This is a genomic window from Frankia sp. CcI49, from assembly GCF_001983215.1.
Lineage (GTDB): Bacteria > Actinomycetota > Actinomycetes > Frankiales > Frankiaceae > Parafrankia > Parafrankia irregularis.
In genome coordinates this window covers 24,416-43,452 of record NZ_MOWP01000017.1, presented here as the reverse complement: position 1 = coordinate 43,452, position 19,037 = coordinate 24,416, and the positions used below count along the sequence as shown (strand labels likewise).

At 72.4% G+C, this 19,037-nt stretch carries 13 protein-coding genes; 6 read left to right on the top strand and 7 right to left on the bottom strand.

Annotation, left to right across the window (positions count from 1 at the left end; translation table 11 throughout):
* Window positions 1-82: 82 nt before the first annotated feature.
* Complete coding sequence (locus CcI49_RS15540) at window positions 83-2,050, bottom strand: heavy metal translocating P-type ATPase (protein ID WP_063793303.1); 1,968 nt, start codon at window positions 2,048-2,050, stop codon at window positions 83-85.
* A gap of 155 nt (window positions 2,051-2,205) precedes the next feature.
* Here CcI49_RS15540 and CcI49_RS15535 point away from each other — a divergent pair, with 155 nt between their 5' ends.
* On the top strand, window positions 2,206-2,559 hold the full coding sequence (locus CcI49_RS15535; RefSeq protein WP_076827441.1) for a metalloregulator ArsR/SmtB family transcription factor: 354 nt from the start codon (window positions 2,206-2,208) through the stop codon (window positions 2,557-2,559).
* A 62-nt stretch (window positions 2,560-2,621) separates the two neighbouring features.
* On the opposite strand, the gene CcI49_RS15530 is transcribed toward CcI49_RS15535, so the two are convergent.
* On the bottom strand, window positions 2,622-4,589 hold the full coding sequence (locus CcI49_RS15530; protein ID WP_076827736.1) for a glycosyltransferase family 39 protein: 1,968 nt from the start codon (window positions 4,587-4,589) through the stop codon (window positions 2,622-2,624).
* A gap of 123 nt (window positions 4,590-4,712) precedes the next feature.
* On the opposite strand from CcI49_RS15530, the gene rfbD reads away from it, so the two are divergent.
* The 5 genes from rfbD (at window position 4,713) to CcI49_RS15505 (ending at window position 12,050) form a co-directional block, all read left to right on the top strand.
* On the top strand, window positions 4,713-5,612 hold the full coding sequence (rfbD, locus tag CcI49_RS15525) for a dTDP-4-dehydrorhamnose reductase (RefSeq protein ID WP_076827439.1): 900 nt from the start codon (window positions 4,713-4,715) through the stop codon (window positions 5,610-5,612).
* 50 nt (window positions 5,613-5,662) lie between these two features.
* A complete protein-coding gene (metG, locus tag CcI49_RS15520) occupies window positions 5,663-7,351 on the top strand; it encodes a methionine--tRNA ligase (RefSeq protein WP_054570555.1) in 1,689 nt (562 codons plus the stop codon).
* Window positions 7,352-7,436: 85 nt separating this feature from the next.
* Complete coding sequence (locus CcI49_RS15515) at window positions 7,437-9,173, top strand: hypothetical protein (RefSeq protein WP_076827436.1); 1,737 nt, start codon at window positions 7,437-7,439, stop codon at window positions 9,171-9,173.
* Window positions 9,170-10,042 (top strand): NAD(P)-dependent oxidoreductase, encoded by an 873-nt coding sequence (locus CcI49_RS15510; RefSeq protein ID WP_054570557.1) that lies wholly within the window; start codon window positions 9,170-9,172, stop codon window positions 10,040-10,042. Before CcI49_RS15515 ends, CcI49_RS15510 begins: the two co-directional genes overlap by 4 nt.
* Before the next feature lie 22 nt (window positions 10,043-10,064).
* Window positions 10,065-12,050, top strand: a complete 1,986-nt coding sequence (locus CcI49_RS15505) for a hypothetical protein (protein WP_076827434.1) — start codon at window positions 10,065-10,067, stop codon at window positions 12,048-12,050.
* Window positions 12,051-12,308: 258 nt separating this feature from the next.
* Here CcI49_RS15505 and CcI49_RS15500 read toward each other — a convergent pair whose 3' ends face one another.
* From CcI49_RS15500 to CcI49_RS15480, 5 genes are read right to left on the bottom strand one after another with little or no spacing between them, the layout of a single operon-like run.
* Window positions 12,309-13,445, bottom strand: coding sequence for a glycosyltransferase family 1 protein (locus CcI49_RS15500; protein WP_076827432.1), 1,137 nt, complete (start codon window positions 13,443-13,445; stop codon window positions 12,309-12,311).
* A gap of 47 nt (window positions 13,446-13,492) precedes the next feature.
* Complete coding sequence (locus tag CcI49_RS15495; RefSeq protein ID WP_054570559.1) at window positions 13,493-15,097, bottom strand: glycosyltransferase; 1,605 nt, start codon at window positions 15,095-15,097, stop codon at window positions 13,493-13,495.
* Window positions 15,094-16,512: a glycosyltransferase gene (locus tag CcI49_RS15490; protein ID WP_076827430.1), complete on the bottom strand. Its 1,419-nt coding sequence runs from the start codon at window positions 16,510-16,512 to the stop codon at window positions 15,094-15,096. Before CcI49_RS15490 ends, CcI49_RS15495 begins: the two co-directional genes overlap by 4 nt.
* 38 nt (window positions 16,513-16,550) lie before the next feature.
* Window positions 16,551-17,804 carry an ABC transporter ATP-binding protein gene (locus CcI49_RS15485; RefSeq protein ID WP_054570561.1) on the bottom strand — a complete coding sequence of 418 codons (1,254 nt, stop codon included), beginning with the start codon at window positions 17,802-17,804 and terminating at the stop codon, window positions 16,551-16,553.
* Window positions 17,804-18,766, bottom strand: a complete 963-nt coding sequence (locus tag CcI49_RS15480; RefSeq protein WP_054570680.1) for an ABC transporter permease — start codon at window positions 18,764-18,766, stop codon at window positions 17,804-17,806. The genes CcI49_RS15485 and CcI49_RS15480 overlap by 1 nt, the downstream gene beginning before the upstream one ends.
* Between the last annotated feature and the right edge of the window lie 271 nt (window positions 18,767-19,037).

The window sequence follows — 19,037 nt, the reverse complement described above, 5'->3', positions numbered from 1 at the left end:
GTGCCAGTACGAGCCCGGACGTGGCCACGATCTGTTCGCTCGGCGACCGGCCTTGACTTCGGCCTGCGACTCCTCGGCGCGTTCAGCTACTCAACGTACTCGTAGCATCACGTTGCATGCCCGCGGGGGGTTGGAGTACACGCGATGTCGTCAGGAATGACCGTGGGTGTCGTCCAGGCGCGGCCCAGGTGCGGGACCGCAGAAGGCGTAGGCCGTTGAGCCCGACGATGATGGTCGAGCCTTCGTGCCCGGCGACGCCGAGCGGGAGCGGGAGGGTGGCGAGCAGGTCCCAGGCCGCGAGGACGGCGATGAAGGTCGCCGCGATCACGAGGTTGGCGATGACCAGGCGGCGGGCGCGGCGGGCGAGAGCGATCAGCGCGGGCAGTGTGGCGAGCTCGTCGCGTGTGATCACGGCGTCGGCGGTGTCGAGCGCGAGGTCGGAGCCGGCACGGCCCATGGCGATGCCGACATGTGCGGCGGCCAGCGCGGGCGCGTCGTTGACGCCGTCACCGACGACGACGACCCGGTCGCCGGTGGCCTCCAGGTCGCGCACGGCGTCGACCTTGTCCTCGGGCAGGAGGCCGGCGCGGACGTCGCTGATGGCGAGATCGGCGGCGAGCCGGGTGGCGGCGCGCGGGTTGTCGCCGGTGAGCAGGACTGGTCGGTTGCCGGTCAGCGCCGTCAGTCGCGCGATCGTGTCCGCCGCGTCGGGGCGGGTCTGGTCGGCCAGGGCGAGGACGGCGGCGGGGGTCCCGTCGATGCGGACGACGACGGCGGTGTAGCCGGCGTTCTCGGTGGCGGCGACGAGGTTCCCCGCGAGGCTGAGCCGATCGGCGGTGGGCAGGGTCTGGGCGGGGCTGCCGATCTCGACGAGCTGCCCGTTCACCCGGGCGCGGACTCCCCGTCCCGGCTTGGAGGTGAAGTCCTCGGCGGTGTCTGGGGTGATGCCCCGGTCGCGCGCGGCGGTCACGATGGCGCGGGCGAGCGGGTGCTGGGAGGGATTCTCTGCGGCCGCGGCACAGGCGAGCACCACGTACTCCGGGATGCTCCCGAGGGCGTGGATGTGGGCGAGGCGGGGGCTGCCGTCGGTGAGGGTGCCGGTCTTGTCGAAGGCGATGTGGGTCGCGGTGGCGAGGTGCTCGAGCACGACGGTGGATTTGACCAGGACGCCGTGCCGGCCGGCGGTGGCGATCGCGGACAGCAGCGGGGGCATCGTCGCGAGGACCACGGCGCAGGGTGAGGCGACGATCATGAAGGTCATCGCGCGGAGCAGGGTGGGACGCAGGTCGGCGCCGAGCATCAATGGGACGGCGAACAGGGCGAGCGTCGCGGTGACCATGCCGATGGAGTAGCGCTGTTCGACCTTTTCGATGAACAGCTGGGTGCGGGCCTTGGTCGCGCTGGCCTGCTGGACCATGGTGACGATGCGGGCGATCAGCGTGTCGCCGGCGGGATGGGTGATGCGCACGTGTAGCGCCCCGGTGCCGTTGACGGTGCCGGCGAACACCCGGTCCCCGGTCCGCCTGTCCGCCGGCAGTGGCTCGCCGGTGATGCTGGCCTGATCGACCTCGCTGGCGCCGGCGACGACCTCGCCGTCGCCGCCGATCCGCTCACCGGGCCGGACCAGGATCACGTCGCCGACCCGCAGCGCGGCGGCTGGGACGATCTCCTCTCCGGCGGCGCTGATCCGGGTGCCGTGTTCGGGGGCGAGATCGAGCAGGTCACGGACCGAGTCCTCGGTGTGTCTGGTCGCGAGCGCCTCCAACGCCCCCGAGATCGCGAAGATCACGATCAGGAGCGCGCCGTCGAGGACCTGTCCGATGGCCGCTGCCCCGATCGCCGCGGCGACCATCAGCAGGTCGACGTCCAAAGCTCTGTTCCGCAGCGCTCGTAGCCCGGCGACGCCGGGTTCGGCTCCACCGGCGACATAGCAGCCCAGGTACAGCGCCCACCACAACTCCTCCGGGCCGTGGGCCAGGTGCGTGATGAGCCCCAGGGTGAACAGCGCGGCCGCGGCCGCCGCCGCACGTACCTCCGGCAGTGACCGCATGCCGGTTCGCCTTCGCCGTGCGGGCGGGGGCGCGTCGAGGACAGGCGCGTCCGGGACAGGCGCGGCGGTGCTCTCCACGTGAACTGTCACGCTGCAAGCGTATATGCGTATGCATGAAGATACTCAGCTAGATGGATGGCGGGTTATGCTGGGCTGTGCACACGTCGCTGCCGGAGTTCGACATGCCGGGCGAGGAGCAGGTGCATCTGGCCGCGGAGACGTTCCGGATGCTCGCCGACCCGACCCGGATCAGGGTGCTGTGGGCGTTGTTGCAGGGCGAGTCGTCAGTCGCCTGCCTCGCCGAGCTCGCCRGGGCCGCGCCGACCGCGGTCAGCCAGCATCTGGCCAAGCTCCGGCTGGCCGGTCTGGTCAAGGGCCGCCGCGAGGGCACCTTCGTCTACTACTCCGCCGCTGACGAGCACGTCCGCCGTCTGCTGGCACAGGCCCTGTTCCACGCCGACCACATCGACCGCGAGCTCCCCGAGGAACCCGCCGCCGCCGTCACGTGACGCGCGTGGGCTGTGCCTGATCGGGTCGGCGGCTGCGGGGCGAGCGGCGCGCCAGGGCGCGGTCAGGCCAACGCCACCTGGTCGGGCTGGGGACTGGTCTCGGTGGTCTCCCCGCCCGCGTCCGTTCGGCTGGTCGCGGCGGGGCCGCGCCGGGCTGTTCGGACGGAAACAAGGAGAACTCCGACCCACAGCAGTCCGGTCAGGACGAAGGCGCCGATCGTGACACCGACGGGCAGCGGCGCCCAGCGGGCGATCGCGGAGACGACGTCCGGAATCCGGGTGGGGACGAAACGGACACCCCGTGGCAGCCAGTAGTAGCTGCACACCGCGAGCAGCGCGAGCCCCTGCATCACCAGAGCGCCGAGCAGAACAACCGACGGCGCCCACCGGGCCCGCCGGCCGAGCAACCGCCCGAGCCCCGCGGCCACGACGACCGCGAGCCCCACCAGACCGAGGTACAGGTAGCGGCCCTGAACCGCGATGCCCCGGGTATACCGCTCGTACTCGGCCCAGCTCCGCTGCCCGACCATGAGGTATGCGAGGAACACAGGTGCGAGCAGCACGAGCGGAGCGGCCGCCCGCGTGATCCAGCCCAGCCCAGTACTGGCCGTCGTGGCCTCCGTCGTGGCCTCGGTCGTGGTCGTCGCCTCCGGGCTGGCCGTGGTCGCGGCCTTCGGGCTGGCTTCCACCGCGGCGTCCGGAGCGGCTTCCGTTGCGGCCGCCGGCGCGTCCTCCGTCACGGCCTCCGCCACGGGCGCGCGGCGCCGGGCCGCCGTGACCACGGCCGTGACGGACAGGCCGATCACGGTCACCGTCGCGGCCACGATCGCGATCGGCGACAGCTGCGGGGGCTCGAACATGCCGAGGCCACCCCAGAAGCGGCTGATCATCGTCCGGACGAAGTACCACAACCAGGTGAAGAACGAGTCGGGCAGCAGCAGCGGCTCGCGGCGCGGCGGGTCGGTGGCCCAGCCGTTCGGCTGGAGGGCGTCGTAGAGCAGGTAGTTGCGGACCCACCACCAGCCCCCGATCGCCACCCCCAGACCGACCGCGATCACGGCGGGCAGCACCGGCAGCCGGACCCGGCCGGCGCAGGGGCGCCCGTCACCGGCCGGGTGCTGGTCGCGCCGGGCCTGACGCCAGCCGACCAGGTAGGCGGCGGCGATCGTGAACGGGAGCGCGAACGCGAACGCCTTGGACAGCATGGCCACGCCGAACCACACGCCGGCCCAGGCCGCGGTGCGCCGGCGCAGGTCACCGCGGACGACCCCGGCCAGGACGACGGTGAGCGCGCCGGTCGCGAGGATCAGGATGCCGTCGTTGTTGAAGGTCGCGCCGACCCTGGTGAAACCGGGCACCGCCAGGGGCAGCGCCGCCGCCGCGGTCGCCAGCGGGCGGCGCAGCCCGAACCTGCGCGCCGCGGCCCAGGCCAGCAGCGGCACAGGTGCGAGGAGCAGGATGTTCAGCAGCCGCAGGACGAGCACCTGCTGGTCGTAGGCCCAGTGCTCGGAGCCCGCCACGACGTCGAGCAGGCCGGCGCCGATGGCGTAGACCAGCGGCGGGTGCTGGATCATCTGGTTCGACAGCCGGCCGTCGTCGACCGGCGTGGCGCCGCCGAGCTCGTCGAAGGAAAGCCGGTCGCCGCGCGGGGTGGGGGCGATCTCGGCGAACGACGGTGAGCCGCGGCGCTTGCCGCCGGACTGGAACATGTCCTGGAACCGGCCGCGGTCGAAGTCGTCGGAGGTCGCGGCGACGCCGGTGGCGATCATCTTCTCGCCCGGGGCGGGCCAGCCGGCCCCGTGCTGCAGGCCGTAGACCATGTCGACGTGCTGTGCCTCGTCGTAGCCCGTCCAGGTCGTGTAGACGAACGAGTAGGTCACAAGAAGTGCCACATGCAGCGCGGTGATGAGCAGCACCAGGACCGGGACCTTCGACCGCCCGGACGACCGCCCGGACCCCGGCGGTTCGTCCCGCCGCGGTTCGTTCTCCTGCGTATCGGCCTTTTCCGGCATGGGAGTCTCGGGCGTCATCACCGCTCAGGGTAGTCGCCCGCACCCGTGCCTCCGCCGGTGCCGCCGGACCCGTCGCGCGCGCGGGCGACATAGCTGACGGCGCGTCATCGGCTGTTTGAATCGGTCTGCGAGACTCGCGGGGTGCGCATCCTCGTCACTGGTGCCGGTGGACAGCTCGGTAGCGATCTGTGTCGTCTTCTTGACGCCGAGTCCCGTGCTGACAGCCCGCGTGTGCTTGCCTGGGCCGGCCTCACCCGGTCCGAGCTCGATCTGTCCGACGCTGCCAGGGTCCGTGCGGTCATCGCCGACCAGGCCCGCCCGGCCCGGGTGCAGGGCGGCCTCGTCGTCATCAACACCGCCGCCTGGACGAACGTCGACGGCGCCGAGTCGGACGAGGGCGGTGCCTACGCGGTGAACGCCGCCGGGCCGGCGCACCTGGCCGCGGCCTGCGCCCAGGCCGGTGCCGTCCTCGTGCACATCTCCACCGACTACGTGTTCGACGGCACGGCCTCGAAGCCCTACGAGACGACCGACCCGCCGGGGCCCCGGTGCGCGTACGGGCGGACGAAGCTCGCCGGCGAGGAGGCGGTGCTGGAGCTCTGCCCGGGGTCCTACGTCGTGCGCACCGCCTGGGTGTACGGGCGCACGGGCGGCAACTTCGTCAAGACGATCGCCCGGCTGGCCCGGGAGCGTGACCAGCTCACCGTCGTCGCCGACCAGCACGGCAGCCCGACCTGGTCCGCCGATCTGGCTGCCGGCCTGCTCGACCTGGTCACGGCGCTGCCCACGCCCGGCCTCTACCACTGCACCGGCGGTGGGGAGACGACCTGGTTCGGCTTCGCCCGCGCCATCGTGGGCGCGCTCGGGCAGGACCCGGCGAAGGTGGTGCCGATCACCACGGCGGAGTTCCCGCGCCCGGCGGCGCGCCCGGCCTACTCGGTGCTGTCCCAGCGTTCCTGGCAGGACGCCGGGCTGCGTCCACTGCGCCCCTGGGACGAGGCGTTCGCCGCGGCCTTCGCCGAGTTCGGCGCCGAGCTCTGAGCCGACTCTGATCGGAGATCGGCGCCGCGGCCGGCGAGTAGTTTGATGCTGTGAGCACTCAGACCCCCGACACGGAAGCGCGGCGTCCGGGCCGTCCGGTCCTTGTCGCCGTCGCGTGGCCCTACGCCAACGGGCAGCCGCACCTCGGGCATATCGCCGGTGCCTACCTGCCCGCCGACATCTTCGCCCGCTACCAGCGAATGATCGGCAACCGGGTGCTGATGGTCTCGGGGTCCGACGCACACGGCACGCCGATCACCGTGCGGGCCGACGAGGAGGGGGTCACCCCGCAGGCGATCGTCGACCGGTACCACCCGGAGTTCCTGCGGATCTGGTCCGATCTGGCGATCAGCTTCGACCTCTTCACCACCACCCGGACGCACAACCACGAGGTGGTCGCCCAGAGCGTGTTCACCCGGCTGCGCGAGGCCGGGTACATCTACCCGAAGGAGACCTCGCAGTTCTTCGACCCGGACGCGGGCCGCTTCCTGCCCGACCGGTATGTCGTCGGCACCTGCCCGCACTGCTCGTACCCGCAGGCGCGGGGCGACCAGTGCGAGAACTGCGGCCGCACGCTCGACCCGGAGCTGCTGGTCGACCCGCGCAGCAAGGTCACCGGMGCGGTCCCCGAGATGCGCCAGACGACGCACTTCTTCCTGCGCCTGTCCGGGCTTTCCGACCAACTGCTCGACTGGCTGCAGGCCCGTCAGGGCTGGCGCCGGCACGTGCTGAACTGGTCGGTGCAGTTCGTCAAGGACGGTCTGCACGACCGTGCGATCACCCGTGACCTGGACTGGGGCGTCCCGCTGCCCACCGACGAGCTCGGGCCGGGCAAGCGGCTCTATGTCTGGTTCGAGGCCGTCATCGGCTACCTGTCGGCGAGCAAGGAGTGGGCGGCGGGCACCGGTGACCCCGAGGCCTGGCGGGCCTGGTGGGAGGACCCGGAGGCGGCGGCCTACTACTTCGTCGGCAAGGACAACATCCCCTTCCACACCGTCATCTGGCCGGCGATGCTGCTCGGCCACGGCGGGCTGGACCTGCCTACCGACGTCCCGGCGAACCAGTACGTGACCTTCGGCGGTGCCAAGGCGTCGAAGTCGGCGGGGATCGGTCGGGGTGTGCGCGAGTACCTCGACCTGCTCCAGCCGGATGCGCTGCGCTTCGCGCTCGCCTCGGTGCTCCCCGAGCAGAACGACACCGAGATCTCGGACGCGGACATCGTCCGCCGCGTCAACGACGAGCTGATCGCCAACTGGGGCAACCTCGTCAACCGGGTGATGGCGCAGATCAACAAGTTCTTCGGCGGGGCGCTGCCCGAGACCGGCGATCTCGACGGGGTGCACGCCGAGCTGCTCGCCTCCGTCGACGCCGGCCTCGTCCGGGTGGGTGAGCTGCTGGAGCGGGTCGAGCTGCGGGCCGCACTGCGCGCGGCGATGGAGATCTCCGCCGAGGTGAACGCCTACCTCTACCGCGAGGAGCCGTGGAAGACCGTCAAGGTCGACAAGGCCACCGCGGCGCACAGCCTCGCGGTCGCCGTCCAGGCGATCTCCGGCATCACGACGGCGCTGGCACCGTTCCTGCCGTTCAGCTCCGCGCGGGTCGCCGAGGTGCTGGGCATCGACCTCGGGGTGTGGGCACGGCAGCCGGTCGCCGCCGGGCGGGAGCTGGTCTGGTCCGGTGGCCTGTTCACCAAGCTGGACGCGGACGCCCTGGACGTCGCCGCACCCACCGGCGCCTGATGGCGTGACGGCCCTGCGCCACCCCGGGCAACCGGCCGGGGGTGGCGCGCGGCCGCCGCGTGCGGGCTGGGACACTGACTCCCAAATGGCGAGCGCATCGGGCCCGCCGTCCCCGGTAGGCACACCGCCGACCCGGGACGGGGCGGCGGCAGGAGAGGTACCCGCTCAGTCGAGCCAGCCGCACTCCGATCTTCTTGATCGCCCAGCCCCCGCGGATCCGCCTGCCGATCAGATCCCGGCCGCGCGGCCGGGCCGTCCGCAGGACGGGCATGCCAGCCTTCCACGCCTTCCGCGCCTTCTGCGGGGCCGCCTCCCGGCGCAGCTGTGGGAGCGCCACGCGGCTTTCCTGGTCGTGCTGGTGCTGGCTGTCGCGGCCAGGGCGGCGGTCGTCTGGACCTACCGGCCGGCGCTGCTCTACTACGGGGATTCCCCCGCCTACCTGGACCAGGCCACGAGAAGGCTCTGGGCGGGGGACTGGCGGCCGTCGGGCTACCCGATGTTCCTGCGGGTCCTCGGCGCGCCCGACCACCTGACCAGGCTGGTGATCGTCCAGCACACGCTGACACTGCTGGTCGGCGTGGCCCTGTACGCCACCGCACGGCGGCTGTTCGAGCGGTTCGGTCCTGCCGCGGCGGCCCGAGGCCGCGGTGGCTGGCCCGCCGCCCTGGTCGCGGCCCCGGCGCTGCTGGCGCCCTGGGTGCTCGACCTCGGCCAGTTCGTCCTGGCTGACAGCCTGTTCGGCACGCTGGTGCTCGGCGGGGTCCTGGCCCTGGCCTGGCCTGGCCGCCCGGCTGGCTGGCGGTTCGCCCTCGCCGGCCTGTTGCTGGGAGCGGGCGTCACGGTCCGCACGGTCGGCTATGGCCCGATCGCCCTGGGCGTTGCCGGCACGATCATCCTGGTCATCGGCCACCACCGCGCCGGCGCCACCAGCGCTAGCGGCGCTACCGGCGCTTCCGGCGCTTCCGGCGTGGTCAGGGCTGTCCGTGTCGTCGCGCCCGTGGCGGCGTTCGTGCTGGCCGCGGCCGCTCCGGTCGTCGCGTACTCGGCCTGGAGCGCGAGCCAGGGCAGTGGCTTCACGGTCAGCGCCCATTCGGGCTTCTTCCTCTACGGGCGGGTCGCGCCGTTCGCCGACTGCGACCGGCTGCCCGACGACGCCGATCTAAGGTCCCTCTGCGACCCGCGGCCACTCGCGCAGCGGGGCTCACCGGTGACCTATCTGTGGCCTGACGACTCACTGCTGCGGCAGGGCAACGACCTCGTCCCACCGGGACGGGAGGCGCTCGCCGGCGAGTTCGCCCAGCACGTGGTCCGGGCCCAGCCCTGGATGATGATCACTACCACGGCCCGCTACCTGGGCGGCTACTTCTGGCCCGTCCAGTACGAGACCGAACTCACCAGCCGTGCAGACACCTGGGAGCTGCCCGACACCACCAGAAACCGGCTGCCCGACGGGCAGCCGCACGCCACCGACGGCTACTTCGCCGTCAAGGACCTGCGTGACGGCCCCGCCGCGGTGCTCTCGTTCTACTCCGGGCTGTCCTACGCCGTGATGCCACTGGTCGGCCTGGGCCTGCTCGCCGGTGTGCTCGCGGGGGTGGCCGGGCGGATTCGTGGTGTGGCGGGGCCGGGCCGGCTGTTCTGGCTGGCGGCGGGAGCGGGTATGTCCACCTTGCTGCTGAGTTCTTTGACGTCCGCGTTCGACTACCGCTATCTGGGGTCGGTCATCGGCCTGCTCGCCGCGGGCGCCGTGCTGGGAGCCGTCGCGCTCGTGCGGGTGCTGCGTGCCCGGCCCGCGGACCGCTTTCATGGGGGGATCTTGTGAGGATCGCGTTTCTCGGCCTCGGCCGGATGGGGCGCCGGATGGCCCGCCACGTGCTGGTCGCCGGCCACGAGCTGGTCGTCTGGAACCGCACCCCGGGGCGTGCCGAGGAACTGACCTCGGCCGGCGCCATCGAGGCCGCGGACCCCGCTGACGCCGTCCGCGGTGCCGAGGCCTGCGTGCTGATGCTGTTCGACCCGGAATCCGTCGCGGAGGTGCTCACCGCGGTCGTGCCGGCCGCCGAGCCGGGCGCCCTTCTGATCAACTGCACGACGGTGGGCCCGGCGGCGGCACGCGAGCTGGGCCGCACGGCCGCGGGCGCCGGGCTGCGCTACCTGGACGCCCCGGTGGTCGGCACGGTCGGCCCGGCCGAGGCCGGCACCCTGCGGATTCTGGTCGGCGCCGCCGACGCGGATCTCGCCGCGGCCAGGAGCATCCTGGGGACCTTCGGCGATCCGGAGCGTATCGACCATGTGGGGTCCATCGGAACCGCCAGCGAGCTGAAAACCGTCGTCAACCTCGCTCTCGCCGAGGGGATGGCCGCCGTCGCCGAGGTGCTTCGCTACGGCACCGACCTCGGCCTCGACCGCGGCCTGGTGCTCGCCGAGCTCGCCGCCGGGCCGCTCGGCACCCTGGTCAACTACAAACGGCCGATGCTGGATTCGGACGACTACTCCCAGGCCGCGTTCACGGTCGCCGGCCTGGCGAAGGACGTCCGGCTGGCCACTGCGTCGGTCGCGGGGCCACTGCCGGTCGCCGAGGCGACCCTGGCGCTCACCGCGGCCGCCGAACAGGCCGGTCACGCCGACGACGACTTCTCCGCGATCGCCGCGGCGGACGTCTTCGGCTCGGACGTCTCCGGCTCGGCCTGAGCACGGCCGCGGTACCGATCCGGTGGCCACCAGACGTTGGTTGCTGCTCGGCGTGGTCGCGGCGGGACTGACGCTGAGCTCGGTCGGCCTGCTCGGCGTGCTCGCGACGGAACCCTTCGCCAGCGCGGACGAGGCACAGCACACCGCGTACGCGGTGGAGGTCGGCGAGGGGCGCCTGCCCGAGCTGGACACGCCGGTGCGGGCGACCATCCCGGGCATGCCCGGCCTGCCGGCCGACTGCCGGGTCGACCCGGCGCAGGTGCGCCGTGCGGCTTCTGACCGGGCGGCGGAGGCGTCGCTGCCGGCCTGCGCGGCCCGGGACCGTGCCTTCATGACCTTCGACGTCATCTACACGGCGAACCATCCGCCGCTGTTCTACCTGCTCGAATCGGTGCCGCTGCGGATCGGCCGGTCGGCCGGCCATCCGCTGGCCGGTTTCTACGCGGCGCGGATGCTCAACCTGACGGTGGGCTTCGCGGCGCTGGTCGCCACGGCCTGGCTGGTGCGGGTGCTGGTGCCCGGTCGGCCGGATCTCTCGGTGGCCGCGGCGGCCATCACCGGTGCGATGGGCGGGTTCATCGCCGTCACCACCCAGGTCTACAACGACGCGCTCGCGGTGGCCCTGATCACCGCGGCCACCGCGGCGACGCTGGTCCTCCTGCGCCGGGGGCCGTCAGCGCGGACGCTGCTGGCGGTGGCCGTTCTGGTTCCCGCAGCGGCCCTCAGCCGGGCCAGCGGCGCGATCGCCGCGTCGCTGCTGGTGCCCACGGTCGGGGTGGCGGTCGGGCTTGCGTTCGCGCGTGGCGTGGGCCTGGGCGGCGGCCGACGTCCGGCGCTGGGTGGGCGTCCGGAGCCGGGCCGACGTCCGGGGCTGTGGCGCAGCGCCCTGGTGGGGCTGGCCGCCGCCGTGACCACAGGTCTGCTGACGGCGGCGGCTGCCGGCTGGTTCTACCTGCGCAACGAGCGGCTGTACGGAGACCTGACGGCCACCGGACGGATCGCGTCGATGTTCCCCACCGGGATCGAGGAACGGTCGGCCTGGCAGGTGGTCACGTCCGAGGATTTCTGGTGGCTGGTCTACCGCGGCCTGTTCGGGCGCCCGAAGCTGCTCCTCGGCTGGCCGTACCGGGTCGCGGTCGGCGTCGGGCTACTCACCCTGGTGGGCCTGCTGGCGGCCGCGTTGCGCGCCGGCCTCGCCCATGCTGTCGCCCGCCGGGCCGGCCACCGCGCTGCTGGCGATGCCGCTGGCGTTACTGCGGGTGTTGCTGCCGGCGGTGCTGCCTGCGGTGTCGGTCCGGCCCGGGGGACCCCGGTGATCAATCTGATGTGCTGGCTGGTCGCCGGCGCGCAGGCCCTGATCGCGGTCGCGACACTGGTGGGTTTCGTGGCCGCGGGCGGCGCGTCGTTCGCGCGCTACCTGTTGCCCGCGCTGCCCATGCTGGCCCTGGCGGTGGCGGCGGGATGTTCCGCCCTTCCGCTGGCCCGCCGAGGCGTGCCGACGGTGCTGGTGGTCGGGGCGCTGTGGTGCACCACGATCGTCATGCTCAGCCGTGAGCTGGCACGGCATGACCCGAGCCTGGCCGACCGGGACCTGCTCGGCCGGCTGCGCGGCGCCATCGCCGCGACCGCGTTCAGCCCGAGCGGCGCGTCGCTGGTGGTCGGCGTCCTGCTCGCCCTGGCCGGGCTCGGAATCGTCCTGCTGGCCCTGTCGATGTTGATGCTCGCTCCCGCCGTGGTTCCCCGCTGGCGGATGCGCCCGGCCCGTGGCTCAGCCGGCGCCGCTCCGGTGGACGGGGGCATGATCCCGGCCGCGAGCGGTTTCGGAGTCATGCGCGGCGGGTGCGGTGCGGGCGACGGACAGGGCGCCGGCGAGGTCGTCGGCGAAAGCGTTGACGAGAGCGTTGACGATGGCGTTGACGAGAGCGTTGACGATGGCGTTGGCGAAAGCATTGGCCAGATCGTCGGCGAAAGTGTCGGCGAGGTCGTCGGCCCGCCCGGCAGCGCCTAGAAGGCCCCTGCCGGGCGGAGAGCCCGAATCTGGATTCCAGGGAGCGTGCGGACCTCCGAGCGCCCGGGAGCGTGGTGGCACGGTTTCGCGAGTCGCAAGAGTGAATGATTTTGGTCGCTCCAACGACCAAAATTCTTCTTTCTTGCGGCTAGCCAGGCGACTCCGTGCCCCTTTTGTCGCGCTTAGGTGAATTGCTGGTGCTGCGCGGTGGTGCGGGATCCTCGATGGGCAGGCCCAGGCTGCGCCTGAATCGAGGGTTCAGCGAGCGACTCGCTGGTAGACGGCGGCGGTCAGTTCCGCGGTGCGCCGCCAGGTGAAGGCGCGGGCGTGGTCACGGCCTCGAGCGGTTTCGGTGCCGTTCGCGGGTGCGCTGAGGGCGGCGGACAGGGCGCCGGCGAGATCGTCGGCGAACACGTCGGCCCGCCCACTGGTCACCAGGCGGACGCCGGCGGCTCCGCCGACGACCTCGCGCACCGCCGGGATGTCGGCGGCGACGACCCTGGTCCCGGCGGCCAGCGCCTCCAGCGGCGGTAGCCCGAAACCTTCGTAGCGGGAAGGGAAGCACAGCACCGCCGCACCGGCCACCACGGACCGCAGCTCGGCGTCGTCCAGGTAGCCGAGGGTGACGACCGCCTCCGGTGGCAGCCCGACGGTGTCCAGGGCGGGACCCCAGCCGGGCGGCCCGACCAGCGCCAGCGGCGGGGTGTCGCGCTCGGTGGCGCGCAGCCTCCGCAGCGCCTCCAGCAGCGCCGGGAGGTTCTTGCGCGGTTCCGCGGAACCGACGAACAGCAGGTAACGGTCGGGCAGCCCGTGGGCGGCGAGCCAGCCGCGGGCCGGGGCGGCGGCGGTGAACCAGGCCGGGTCGACGCCGAGCGGCGTGGGGGTGACCAGCTCCGGGTCGAGCCGGTAGGCGGCGATCACCTCGTCCGCGACGGCCTGGCTGGGGGTCAGCACCGCGGCGGCACGGCGCAGCCCGCGCGGGACGAGCGTCGTGTAACGGGCGGACGCCTCCGACACCGTGTCGGGCGTGCGCAGGTAGGACAGGTCGTGCACGGTCAGCACGCCGTCGGCGGCGGCCAGCGGGCCGAGCACGAAGTTCGTCCCGTGGATGATGTCCGCGGCGCCGGTGAGCCATTCGGTCGGCGGGTGCTCGGAGCGCATCCAGGCGTCCTGCAGCAGCCGGGCGGGGACGCGGCGCGCCGCGGGGCGGACGCCGGGCGGCAGCGCGGCCGCGAGCCCCGCCGAGCCCCGCCAGGTGAACGCGGTCGCCGCCACGTCGAGATCGAGCTGGTCGACGCGGGCCAGCTCGCCCAGCCCGGCGAGCAGTGCCGCCGTGTAGCGGCCGACCCCCGTGCGCGGCCCGAGCAGCGGGGTGCCGTCGAGAACGACCCGCATCACACGGCCCGCATCAGGAGACCACCCGCATCAGGAGAGTGCCCGCATCAGGCGTACAGCCGGCGGCGCTCGACGATGTCGTGCCACCGGTCGGCGAACGCGGCGTCGGAGAACTGCTGGGCCCGGTCGACCGCGGCCGCCGCCAGCCGGGAGCGCAGCCCGTCCTCGGCGGCCAGCCGGCGGGTGAACGAGGCGACCTGCTCCGGATCGCTCCAGCGGTAGCCGTCCCGCCCATGCCGGACGATCTCGCGCTGCCCGGCGCGGTCGATGACGACCGGCACGCAGCCGCCGGCCATCGCCTCGACGGTGGTCATCCCGAAGTGCTCGGCGGTCCAGGGGCGGCGCCGGTCGTCCTCGCCGTAGCCGGTCGCCGACCAGAAGACCGAGCTGGTCGACAGCAGCCGCTCGACCTCGGCCCGCGGCGCGTTCGGCAGCACTTCGACGGGCAGCCCCGCACCGGCGGCCCGGACCTGCTCGACGTAGGGCTTCTGCGAGTCCTCACAGCCGCCGACGACGTACATCTTCCAGCCGTCGGGCAGCCCGCCGGAGCGGTACAGCTCGCCGAACCACTGGACCATCTCCAGCTGCCGCTTGGCGTGGCCGAGGCCCGGGGCGAAGAACCGCCCGATGGTGATCACGGCCTTCTCCCGCTCCGGGGCCGGGTGGAGCCGGTCGACCTGGATCGGCGGGAACAGCACGTCGGAGTCCCGCTTCCACAGCTGGCTGATCCAGCCGCGGGTGTACTGCGAGTTGGCCATGACGGTGTCGTAGCCGTCGAGGTAGCCGAGGTCGGCCGGGTCGCGCAGCAGCCACGGGAAGCGCAGCGCCATCCGCTCCAGCGGGCCTTCGTCGGCGTCGGTGACCCGGGGCCGGCTCACCGCCACACCGAGCTCCCGCACATCCGCCTCGCCGGGGGAGAACGCGTCGCTGACCAGGGTCAGCTCGGTGCCCTTCGACGACGACGGCAGCGCCACCTCGAACGGGGCGAACTCCTGGCCGACCGTCAGCTTGGCGAGCACCGTCCCGTCGGCGTCGAGGACCTGCAGCCGCACCCCCTCGGGGGCGCCGGGGCGGCCGATGTCGGCCCGCAGGGTCCGCCCGCCGCCCGGGTTGACGGCGAGGATGCCGGAGCCGTTCGTCCAGGTCCACTGCCGACGCCGGCCGCCCTCCGGCGGATACCAGCCCTGCCCGAAACTGACGGCGGGGGTCACCCCGCGCAGCAGCGGGCCGGCGGTACGCACTGCGGCCTTGCGCCAGGCGGCCATGTCGTGGTCGAACGGCGTCGGGAAGAAGCACAGGTACGCCGACCGCGGCGACCGTGGGGCGAGCCGGCTCATGTACGAGCCGTTGACGAACAGGTGGTACTCCTCGGACAGGACGGCGATCGCGTCCTCGCCGCGGTCGGGCAGCCGCCGGTAGCGGCAGCCCGACAGATCAAGGCCCAGGTGGCTGCCGATCGCGGCGAGGTCGACGTCGGAATGCCCGATGATGTCGACGTCGAGGCCGTCCGCGGCCAGCACCTGGGCGATCATGCCGTTGTGGCGCTCGCCGCCACCCATCGAGTGCCAGAAGCGGTTGTAGACGGCCGCGCGCAGACCCTGCGCACGTGGACCGGTGGCACCGGTCGGGCTCGCGGCACCGGGCGCGGTCATCGCTCGACCAGCCAGCTCTGCAGGCTGACCCGCCGCTCGGTGGCGGCGGCGCCGATCTCCCGGCGGTGGCGCAGCATCGTGGGCAGCAGCCGCAGGTAGGACGAGAACACCCGCACCCGCAGCAGGGTGGGACGCACCGCCGGCCGGCTGCGCGAGCGCCACGCCTGGCGCAGCGTGCGCACGGCGATCGACGCGGTCGTCAGCGGGTAGCGGGCGACCGCCGAGATCGCGGTGCGCGCGGTCGCGTCCTTGGTCAGCATCAGCAGCCGGTTGCGGTCGGTGTGGAAGACGAACAGCGGGGACCACTCGACGCTCGACGCGGAGTGGACGTGGCGAAGTACCGCGCCCGGCACGTAGCGGATCTGGTAGCCGCGGGAGCGGATCCGCCAGGACAGATCGGTGTCCTCGTAGTAGAGGAAGAAGTCGTCGTCGAACCAGCCGAGCTGCTGGCCCAGCTCGGTCCGCATCGCCATGCCGTTGCCGCAGGCGGTGAAGACCTCCTCCGGGTTGTCGAACTGGCCGATGTCGATCTGCTGGTAGCCGCGGTCGGCGCCGTACCCCTCGGTCAGCACGATGCCGCCGACGTTGTTGATGACGTCCACCCGCGGGGCGCCCGCGCCCACCGTGAACGAGACGGTGGACGGCTCGGCCGTCACCGGCAGCGTGCACGACGAGCCGTCCCAGCCCAGGGTGACGTCCTTGGCGGTGTCCGCGGCCCAGGTGACCCCGATGGTGACCTGGCCATGTTCGGGCACCGGCACGCACAGCTCGCCGTCGCCGCGGGTCCAGAAGAACGGGGCCTTCGGCGGGCCCTCGGCGCCGAAGGTGAGCTTCTCCCACAGCACCTCGCGCAGCACCTCGCGCCCGTCCACCGTCACCGAGCTGACTCGCACACCCAGCTGGCGCGGGTCGTGGGGGCCGGGGGAGAAGGTGGGCGTGGCCAGGGTGAGCCGCAGGAACCGGGGCAGGAAGACGACCTTGCCGGTGACCGCGCCGAGCCGGCCGCCACCGGGCTCGTCGAACGGTGCCAGCAGCCGGGCCAGCCAGTCCGGCTCGGGGATGGCGTCGTTGTTCAGCAGCACCGCGAGCGGTGTGGTCACGTTCCGCAGCGCGAGGTTGTTCCCGCCGGCGAAACCGAGGTTGCGGTCCGACCGTACGACCTTCACCCAGGGGTAGCGGCTGGCGAGCAGCTCCAGCGAGTCGTCGGCGGAGGCGTTGTCGACCACCTGGGTCTCGAACGCGAACGGCGCGTCCTGCTTGGCGAGCGCGTCCAGGCACGGCGGCAGCAGGTGCGCCCCGTTCCAGTTGACGATGACGACCGTCGCGAGTGGCCCGGCGCCGCTGCCGTCGCTGCTGCTGACGGCGCTGCTCTCGGCGCCGTTGCCGTCGCCGTTGCTCCTGGAAGCGCTGCTCATCGCACCATCCGCTCCTTGCCAGCCCTCACTGCCAGCCGTCACCGGCGCAGCCCTGCCTGGTAGTCGACGCGGAGCAGCCCGGCGACCTGCGGGCCGCTCACGCCGAACAGGTCCTCGAACCGCCGTACCGTGACCGGCTGGCCGGTGGCGGCGTCCGACACCCGGACGCTGACCGCGAACGCCCCGAGCAGCTCCGGCAGCCGGGGAACGACGAAGTCCACCACCACGATGCCCGGCCCCGGGCTGATGCCGCCGGGCGGGGTCTCCATCATCCAGATCGGGACCTCGCCCTGACCCATGATGTCCACGTGCAGGTAGACGTGCTGCGGCGCGTAGTCGGTGAGGTCCAGCTCGACGCTGACGGTGAGCTGCTCACCCGGGTCGTACTGCACCTGCGGGGCTCCGCCGGGATCGCGGCTGAACGTGACCGCCGTCGGCTTGGCCGGTGACAGGTCGTACGGCACCGCCCCGCCCTCGACGGGCAGGCTGCCCAGCCGCTGGCGCAGCAGCTTCGTCCCGACCGCCGGCTGCCCGTCGTAGATGAGGTTGCCCGTCTCCAGGACGAGCACCCGGTCGCACATGTTCTCGATCAGGTCGAGGGAGTGGGTGACGAACAGAATCGTCCGCCCCTCGGACCGGAACTGCGCGATCTTGTCGAGGCACTTGCGCTGGAACGCCTCGTCACCGACGGCGAGCACCTCGTCGACGAGCAGGATGTCCGGGTCGACGTGCACCGCGACGGCGAAGCCGAGCCGCACGTACTGGCCGGACGAGTAGTGCTTCACCTCGTCGTCGATCTTGTGTCGCAGCTCGGCGAAGTCGACGATCGAGTCGAAGAGCCGGTCGATCTCCCGCTTGGACAGGCCGAGCAGGGAGGCGTTGAGGTACACGTTGTCGCGGCCGGACAGCTCGCCGTTGAACCCGGCGCCCAGCTCCAGCAGCGAGGCGATCCGCCCGTTGACCGCCACCTCGCCGGAGGTCGGGCGCAGGATGCCGGCGAGGACCTTGAGCAGTGTCGACTTGCCCGACCCGTTCGCGCCCGCCAGGCCGACCGTCTGCCCGCGCCCGATCTGGACGTCGATGTCGCGCAGCGCCCAGAAATCCTCCCCGCTCGCGCCCTCGCGGCGGACGAACCGCTCCTTCAGGCTGGTCGCGCGCTTGCTGTAGGCGACGAACTTCTTGCTGACCCCGGCCGCGCGGATCACTGTCGGCGAGCCCGGCGACTGCGCCGCCGAGGCCGAGGCCGCGGGGCGGTCGGGCTGTGCGGGCGGGGCGAGCGGCGGTGACGACACTAGAGGTCCTCGGCGAAGTCGGCCTGGAAGCGCCGGAACACCCGCAGCCCCAGAAAGAGCACGGCGAGCGAGATGAGCGCGGCGATCCCCAGGTGTTCGAGGTAGAACGTGTACCCGGTGTCGGCGATGATCGACGACGAGCCGGTGGAGTTGCCCGGCGGCGGGTCGTAGATCGCCCGCTGGAACGTCATCACCACCACGGCCATCGGGTTGAGCAGGTACACCCAGGTCCAGTCGCCGAGCCGGTCGGAGATCAGGCCGTACGCGTAGACCATCGGGTTGATCCAGAACCAGGCCACCAGGGCGACGTCCAGCAGGTGCTGGGTGTCGCGGTAACGCACGTTCAGCGCCGACAGCAGCAGTGACAGCGCGACGGTGAACAGCAGCGCGACCGCCCCGGCGGGGATGATCAGCAGCAGCTCGGGCCCGAACAGGCTGTACTGCAGCCCCAGGATGACCACGAACAGCACCAGCAGCTGGAGCGCGAAGTGCACCGCGGCGAAGCCGACCGCGGACAGCGGCAGCACCAGCAGCGGGAAGCGCACCTTCTTCACCAGGTTCGCGTTGGCGACCACCGCGCCGCAGGCGGACGACACGCTGCCGGAGAACGCGTTCCACACCAGCATCCCGGACATCAGGTAGATGCCGAAACGCGGGATCCCCGTCTTCAGCACCACCTGGAAGACGAACGTGTAGACCACAAGGAGCAGCAGCGGGTTCGCCAGCGACCAGGCGAAGCCGAGCGTCGACCCCTTGTACTTGACCTTCAGGTCCTTGCGGACGAGGTTGCGCAGCAGCTCCCACCGCACCCGGGTCTGTGCCCGGCTGCGGTGATCGACATGGCGCGCGCCGGAACGTGAGCCGCGAGGGCGCTGTGCCGGTGCCGGTGCCTGCCCGGACCCCTGGCCCGCTGACGGCGATGGCGATGAGGGGAACGTGGAGAGGTCAGCGACCCGCGACATGACCTTCTTCTTCCCCTGTCGGGCGTACATCTCGGACCCGCACCGTGCTCGGCCCCTCCTCCGCCCAGCGCAACCGTCACCGGTTGGCGTCGACTCCTCGACCGTTGCTCGAACGTCGTCGTGTGCTCGGACGCCGTCGTGCTGAACGTCGTCGTGCTTGAACGTCGTCGCCCAGGTTGGAGACGATGGCCGTAGACCGTACCGCGTGCCACCCCGGAGGCGATGCCCCGAGTCCGGTGACTGGCACCCCCAGGGGGGTTCATAGTATCGA